Below are 7,448 nucleotides of genomic sequence, written 5' to 3'. Positions count from 1 at the left end.
TTAAAACGATCCGTCGAAAGCGGCGATGAATCGCCGCACTCCATGTCGAACCATTGAAAATGTCGAAGAACCCTATATCTCAACTTATACTGCTCAATCATTGAAGCTACGCAAACGTCGCCTTGTTAGAGGAACCACGAGAGGCACAGAAGACAGGGAACCTTTGATTTGCATTCCTATGAAGCCCGGCCCTCTGTTGCCTCCGTGGTTAATACCTATGGAGGGCGGGTCTCCCGACCCGCCGACGGTGCGAAGCACCGCCCTTCCGTTTTTCCCGGATGGGCGCGGCTGCGCCGCGTCTGGCGGGGATTGGCAATAAAAACCCGCCCTCCGATTGACTTACCGGTGACGGCGCATCACGTAGGCGTAGGCCAGCAGCGCCAGTCCGGCCAGCGCCGCATACGTCGAAGGCTCCGGCACCGCGCCCACGACCTGGTCGAGCACCGCGCCGGGGAAGTTGACGCCGATGTTTGTCCCGAAATCAGGGTCAACATCGACGCTCTGCCAAGTAACCTCGGCATACTTGCTGCCGGTGACCAAGTTGTAAAAACTGTCCTCCAACTGCTGGAGACTGGTAATGGTGGCTACCGTCGCATCGCCAGGATACTGCCAGGCGCGAGCCATGAACGTAATGGTATCTCCGGTGAGCCAACCGCCTTCCAGCGTCCAAGACGACTGGGTGTAGACTGGAATCCCGCCTCCAGGCGTCGATTCGACATAGCCGGCTTCGATCCCGTACTCCGGATATATCCTGTCCTCGAAGAGCCCGCCGCCCAGAAACGTCCACTGGTCGGTGGTGCCATAGGTCTGATACCAGAGGCCGATCACGTAGTTGTCGTAGCCCGACAACCCGTTGCCGTCCTCGTCCAGGAACTTGTTTCCACTCCCGAAGTAATCGGGATCGTTGGAGAAGTTGACACTCGCCGGGGGCGAAGCGCCCCATGCGGCATGGCTTGCTATCAGCGCCACGAGGGCGATGACGGATGCTTTGATTGATGTTTTCATAATGATGGATGTCTTTCTTTGATTCTTACCAGCTTGAGGGCCGATAAATGGTTTACTTCTGAATACCCAGATCGGGCGTGTCTGTGGTGAGGGTGATCTCCTGCGCCCAAGCGGCCGGAGCACCTTTGCGGGAGTAGAGGAACCCTTCGCCGATCCCGAATGCGGGCACGCCGCCGGACCAGCCGTTGCGAAGATAGATGTGCTCGGTGGATATGCCGGTGGCGGTCTCCGTGAGCATATCGTTGAGCACCGGCGTCACCGAAAAGCCGGTGATCGCCGAAGCGATCGGCAAGGTCGAACCCGCCGCGGTGGTTACGTTCGTGGCCAGCGTCGCAGTAGCCGACAACGGCACTGTGCCCGTCACCGTCACCGTAAACGGTGTGGCCGCGGGATTGTTGACCAGCACCGCCTCGCCCAGTCCCACTGTGAAGCCTTGTGACCAGCCGTTGCGCATCATCATGACCTCCTGCTTGCTGCCACCCGCCCAGCGGGCGGCTGCCGTGTTCATCGGCGCGGCAGGGATTAGCTGGCCCAGCGCGATGCTGCCCGTTCCGGTCTGGTCGAGTTGATACGCGACAAACTTCCGCTTCCCCGCCGGCACCGTGACCTTGTATTGGCCGAAGGGGACGCAACTGTAGAGCACCGGAGCGTCGGGCCGGGGGGCGCCGTTGACATCCACCGGGTGCAGCGTCGTGGCCAGACGCCAGAAACGGGCCTGGTCGGCGTGGGGGGCGGTGACAACCGCAAGGATGTCGCCCTCGGGACTCACCTCCACCGTGTAGGTGGAACGGGCGGCTGGCGTCCACGGACCGTTCTCAAGGTCCGTCGTCGTCACGAGGAATATCTGTTCGGTGCCGAAAACCTGCGACTGGTCGGGGTCTGCGGGATCGGGCGGCACGATGCCGCCGCCGATGACGATGCTGCCGGGCACGTCGGGGTCGGGTATCACCGTGACGGTGCCATCGTCGATCACCGGCGGGATCGTGGGCAGGGGAAGCACCTCCACGCCCGCCAGCGCGATCGCGGGCGCGGGGATATCCACCGTCACGGTGCGGGTGGCATTGCCGTTGGCGTTGGTGGCGCGCAGGGTCCAGGTGCCGGCGGTGGCGGCGGCGGCGTAGCCCGTCTGGCCCGTCACGTCGATCTCGGTGCCCACGGGGGTGATGAGCGTGAGCGTGGTGGCTCCGGTGCTCGTCCAGCTCAGGGTCGCGGGCGCGGGGCTGGCCGTCACCCGGAAAGTGTGCTCGCCGATCACGGATACCGTCACCGGCTGGCTGCCGCTGGCCGCAGCGGGGGCGGACGGGTCGAAGCCGGGGCCGCTCAGGGAAACCGTGGCGGCGTTGCTCGTCGTCCATGTCACCGTCGTGTCGAGCGTGCCGTTGCCCACCGTCGGGTTGGCCTCGATCGCCGCCGTCGGCGTCGCAGGGGCCGCGCTCACGCTGAAGCTGTCGATCGTCGGCGGGGGCACGATCGCCGTCGTCAGAAACGTGGCGACGTTCCGGGCGAACTGGGCGTTGGTGCCGACAGCGCCACCGCTACCGCTCGACGGCCAATTAATATCCAGCGCCACGAGGAAGTTCTTGTTGTTTTCGGCGAGGACGATCGTGTTGTCTGACGTGATAGCGATGTTGCCTGTGCCAATAGCACTGAATTTGCCCGCAGCAGTAAACGCGACCGAGGTGACCCCCTGGGTCAGGATTGGCCATGCTGCCGAATTGACCGTTTGCGTATTTGCCCCATTTGTACTGGCATCAGCAGTGGCTCCGATAAGGGTGGCCAATTGAGCATTGCTCGAAGCCCAATTCCCCATTATAGAAGTGACATTCTCCCCGAAAACCAGAACGGGCACATTGCTGTCGCGGAGAGCCGCCAGGACGCTGAGTTCGTCATCCGTATAAGTTTTGCCGCCACTAAGCGCATCAACGATCACGGCATCGGCACTCCCGATCGTATGCGTAGCGAGGCTGTTGTTACCCCCAACGACTACCGTAGCCCCCGTCGCCGTCAGAAAGCTGCGAAAGATGCTATAATCGGTCCCAGTGGAAACCAGGGGGCTCACCGGAGCTGCCGGCGTAAGGAATTTGATGGTCCAGGCGTTGAGCGGTGAGGCGGCGAGGGATGCCGTGAAGACCGCCAGGAGGAGGCGTAGCATAAAGCCGCCTCCGGCGAGAGGAGCGAGCAAGGCCCGCCGAAGCGTGCCTGCGATGCGTGGCGTTGTTTTTATTTTGGTATTCATTTGTTGGTTACGAACGGGGGGAAAGGGAGGGGAGGAGGAATTAATAATTAAGAATTAATAATTAAGAATGACGGGCAGGCTCCGGCGTGGCACGGCCATCCTGACCGTGGACGGCGCCAATCCCGGCGGCTTCGCCGTCTGCGGGCGGACGCCCGCGCCACAAGGGGCGTCGCTTGCGACGCCCGCGTATGCAGGACGTGGCATCGAATCGCGAGCACGGGCGTCCCGCCCGCATGCTGACGTAGCGCAGGCGTCTCGCCTGCCATCTTGTCTATTGCGCGAAGCGCGGTGACTTTTATGGAGTGCGGCGCTTCGCGCAGCAGGCTGGATTGCAGGCGGGACGCCTGCGCTACATCGGATTGCGGGCGATTGGCAGAAAAAGCCCGCGCCACTCGGAATATCATTTGGGTTTTGGTTTCTCATCGTGCGGGAGAATGGGAGAAATCAGCCGGTGCCTTCGGAGTGTTCGGCGAGGTAGGCTTTGGCGGCTACGTCTATAATGTCGCCGGGGATGCCCACGTGGTTGCCTTTGGCGTATCCAAACACCTGCACGCGCCACATCTGCGGTGTGTCGGTGGGGAGGGGGGTGGGGTCTTTGAAGGGGCTTTCGTGCACCACGTGCTCGGCGTCGAACTCGCCCGTGCCGTGATCGATCTTCACCATAAAATATTGATAGCCGGCTTTGGTGAGTTTGACGGTGAGCTGGTTGTGGTCGATATAGGCTTCGTATTGGGGTTTGGCTCCGGTGACCGCTCCGGGGAGGTGTTTGGGCAGGGGATTGAGGCGCAGGAGGTCTTTTATTGCCTGATCGAGTTTGCCGCTCCGGTTGCTGAGGATGTCGTCGCATAGGGCGATGGCCAGGGGGTAGGCTCCGGCTTCGGCGCTTTGGGTCGCTTGGGGGCCGGTGTCGGTGGTGGTGGGGCGCACATAAACGTGTTGGCCGATGGGGTTCCAGGCGGCTTCGTTTTTGTTGGCGGTGCGTTCTTCGGCCAGACTGCGGGTGGCTTGATGGTAGCGGTGGGTGTCGGTGAGTAGTTGCGCGGCTTGCACCAAGGGGGTGGCTTTTTGCCCGATGCCGAGCAGGTTGGCCACGGAGGGTAGTTGTTGCGCAAGGTTGGTCAGCCATAGGTAGGCTTCCGTCTCGGTTACGGGCAGGTAGTTGCGGGCCATGTGGTTACTCATGAGTTTTCCTTGGATTGGGAGTTGTGGTTGCGGTCAAAAGAGGCAAAATGAGCCCTTCGGGACGCCGTTTCTGGCGAATGGGACGTCGCTTCCGAGTAATGGGACGTGACGTCCGAGCAATGGGAAGCCGCGTCCGAGTAATGGGACGTGACGTCCGAGCAATGGGAAGCCGCGTCCGAGTGATGGGACGTGACATCCGAGCAATGGGAAGCCGCGTCCGAGTGATGGGACGTGACATCCGAGCAATGGGAAGCCGCGTCCGAGTAATGGGACGTGACGTCCGAGTAATGGGAAGCCGCGTCCGAGTGATGGGACGTGACGTCCGAGCAATGGGAAGCCACGTCCGAGTAATGGGACGTCGTCTCCCGATGATGGGAAATCGCGTCCCGTTCCGCCATCGTCCCGTCCGGACATGGTACCCCCTTGTTTGGGTGTTCTATGCTGACACAGCTTAAGCTAAGCTTGGGAGCTTGGGAGCTTGGGAGCTTGGGAGCTTGGGAGCTTGGGAGCTTGGGAGCTTGGGAGCTTGGGAGCTTGGGAGCTTGGGAGCTTGGGAGCTTGGGAGCTTGGGAGCTTGGGAGCTTTGTGTAGTCCCGTATGTCGCGTTTAAGCTCATTTTCAAGCAGTTAGCGGGTTTGACCCAAGTAGTTTCGGTTGTTCGTTGATCCGGTGTGCGCGTCCCTGACGCAAATGTGCGGCAGAAAAAGACGGGCTCAGATCAGCGCGTCAAGCCGTTTTATCCTATATTCCACAGTTGATGGCCGCAAAAAGGCACAAAAGGCGCAAAAAAATGCAGAGACGGAAATACTTGTGGGAACTTCTAAAAATTTCCAAGAACCGGACAAGAGCATGATTTCCATCTTCCATCTGGTAACTGATGTTACGCAGCCGAAGCAAGGAGCGGCGGTCTCCAGGCCGCCGGACGACGCGAAGCGTCGCCCGTTTGAATGCTGAACTGCATGAGGCGAGGCGCGTTGCGCCTCGTCCGGCGGCCTGGAGACCGCCGCTCCTTAGCAAACGTCCGCGTAACATCAGCTGGTAAGAAGAGTTTCCCGCCACGGCGCAACGGACGCCACGTCATCAGCCTGCTGGTGCCTCCGATACCATTTCCCAATCCGAAATATCTCACGCAGGCGCAGAGAAGAAACTGATTTTTATTGTTTGTTTTCTCTGCGCCTTTGCGTCTCTGCGTGAGATTCTTCTCTGCCTCTCAGCCGTTGCGCCCGTTGCGCCGTGGCGGGAAACCCTTCGTGTCTTCGTGTGCGATTTCTGATTCCTCTTGTTTTCATTTCTCCGCGCCCCCGCGCCTCCGCGTGAGATATTCTGGATGGGCGGTGCCCTCCCCTGACTTTACAGTTAATCTTTCCGCGCATTGCATTTCACTCAAACCCGTAAGAACCAGTGAGCCTTTCGCTGCATCATGAACACCAACACCCGCACCACCCATCCCGCTTATTATCGTCCGGCCCCCGCCGTGTCCGCCGACCAGCCCGCGTATGAAGCCGACCTCGTCATCTACTCGGCCAATGCCGCCGGTTGCGCCGCCGCCATCCAGGCGCGCCGCCTCGGCCTCTCCGTCGCGCTCTTCAACCCCCATACCCACGTCGGCGGCCTGACCACCGGCGGTCTCGGCTTCACCGACTTCGGCAACAAGGACGCCATCGGCGGTCTCGCCCTCGAATTTTACCAGCGCCTCGGCCAGCACTACGACTGCGAAGCCGAGTGGCGTTTCGAACCCTCCGCCGCCGAAAAAGTCCTCAACGCCTGGCTCGCCGAGGTCGGTGTCACCGTCCACCACGGTCATTATTTCAAAACCGCCGCCACCTTCGAAGGCCGCGTCACCGAAATCACCTTTACCAACGGCGCCCGCGCCCGCGCCCCCTACTTCATCGACTGCTCCTACGAAGGCGACCTCATGGCCGCCGCCGGCGTCAGGTTCACCGTGGGACGCGAGGGCAACGCCACCTACGGCGAGGCGCTCAACGGTCAGATCGTCCACCCCAAGCACCAGTTCGACAACCCCGTCGATCCCTACATCGTCCCCGGCGACCCGAAGAGCGGACTCCTCCCCGGCATCGAACCCGGGCGTCCCGAACCCGGCGCAGGCGACCACCGCGTGCAGGCCTACAACTTCCGCATCTGCATGACGCAGGAAAAGGACAACCTTGTGCCTTTCCCGAAGCCGCAAAACTACGACCGGCAGGCCTACGAACTCCTTGCCCGCTACCTCGCCACCGGCTGGCGCGAGACATTCAACAAACACGACCGTATCCGCGGACTCAAGACAGACACCAACAACCACGGCGCCGTCTCCAGCGACTACATCGGCGCCAACTACGCCTGGCCCACCGCCTCGCACGAGGAGCGCGAAAAACTCTTCCAAGCCCACGTCACCTGGGTGCAGGGCCTCTGGTGGTTCTACGCCAACGACCCCGCCGTGCCCGCCGACATCCAGCAAAAAGTGAACACATGGGGACTCGCCAAGGACGAGTTCACCGACAGCGGCAACTGGCCCAACCAACTCTACATCCGCGAAGGCCGCCGCATGGTCAGCGATCTCGTCATGACCGAGCACCACTGCCTCTCGAAACAGAAGGCGGACGACGCCATCGGCATGGCCGCCTACACGATGGACTCGCACAATTGCCGCCGTTTCGTTGACGAAAACGGCCACGTCAAAAACGAAGGCGACGTGCAGGTGCGCCTGCCCAAGCCGTATCCGATCAGCTACCGCGCCATCGTGCCGGCAAAGGCTGACAACGTGCAAAACCTGTTCGTGCCCGTGGCACTCTCGGCTTCGCACATTGCCTTTGGTTCCATCCGCATGGAGCCCGTGTTCATGATCCTCGCGCAGAGCGCCGCCATTGCCGCCGCCACCGCGCGCCGCGCCGGCGACGCCGCCGTCCAAGCTGTATCCTACGCGGAACTACGCCCGCAACTCGACGCGGCAAAGCAGGTTCTCGCCTGGGACGACTCGAAACGACACGCCGGCGACGGCAACGACAGCAGCCCGATCGGGCGCTGA

General features: G+C 61.5%; 4 protein-coding genes. 1 reads left to right on the top strand and 3 read right to left on the bottom strand.

Translation table 11 applies throughout. The annotated features are described in order from the left end of the window. Positions 1 to 339: 339 nt before the first annotated feature. From OBACDRAFT_RS18410 to OBACDRAFT_RS18400, 3 genes are all read right to left on the bottom strand, one after another. Positions 340 to 1,005, bottom strand: a complete 666-nt coding sequence (locus OBACDRAFT_RS18410; RefSeq protein WP_043588131.1) for a putative globular PEP-CTERM protein — start codon at positions 1,003 to 1,005, stop codon at positions 340 to 342. Between the two features lie 52 nt (positions 1,006 to 1,057). Then, a complete protein-coding gene (locus OBACDRAFT_RS18405; RefSeq protein WP_043588130.1) occupies positions 1,058 to 3,241 on the bottom strand; it encodes a hypothetical protein in 2,184 nt (727 codons plus the stop codon). Between the two features lie 444 nt (positions 3,242 to 3,685). Continuing rightward, positions 3,686 to 4,423 (bottom strand): hypothetical protein, encoded by a 738-nt coding sequence (locus tag OBACDRAFT_RS18400; protein ID WP_157837173.1) that lies wholly within the window; start codon positions 4,421 to 4,423, stop codon positions 3,686 to 3,688. A 1,420-nt stretch (positions 4,424 to 5,843) separates the two neighbouring features. Between OBACDRAFT_RS18400 and OBACDRAFT_RS18395 the strand changes: the two genes are divergently transcribed. Beyond that, a complete protein-coding gene (locus tag OBACDRAFT_RS18395) occupies positions 5,844 to 7,448 on the top strand; it encodes an FAD-dependent oxidoreductase (protein ID WP_043588128.1) in 1,605 nt (534 codons plus the stop codon).

Origin of the sequence: Geminisphaera colitermitum TAV2, assembly GCF_000171235.2 — a bacterium.
In the GTDB taxonomy this organism is placed as follows: domain Bacteria; phylum Verrucomicrobiota; class Verrucomicrobiia; order Opitutales; family Opitutaceae; genus Geminisphaera; species Geminisphaera colitermitum.
Note: the sequence above shows the minus strand (reverse complement) of the source record. Positions and strands in the feature narration are given on the sequence as shown.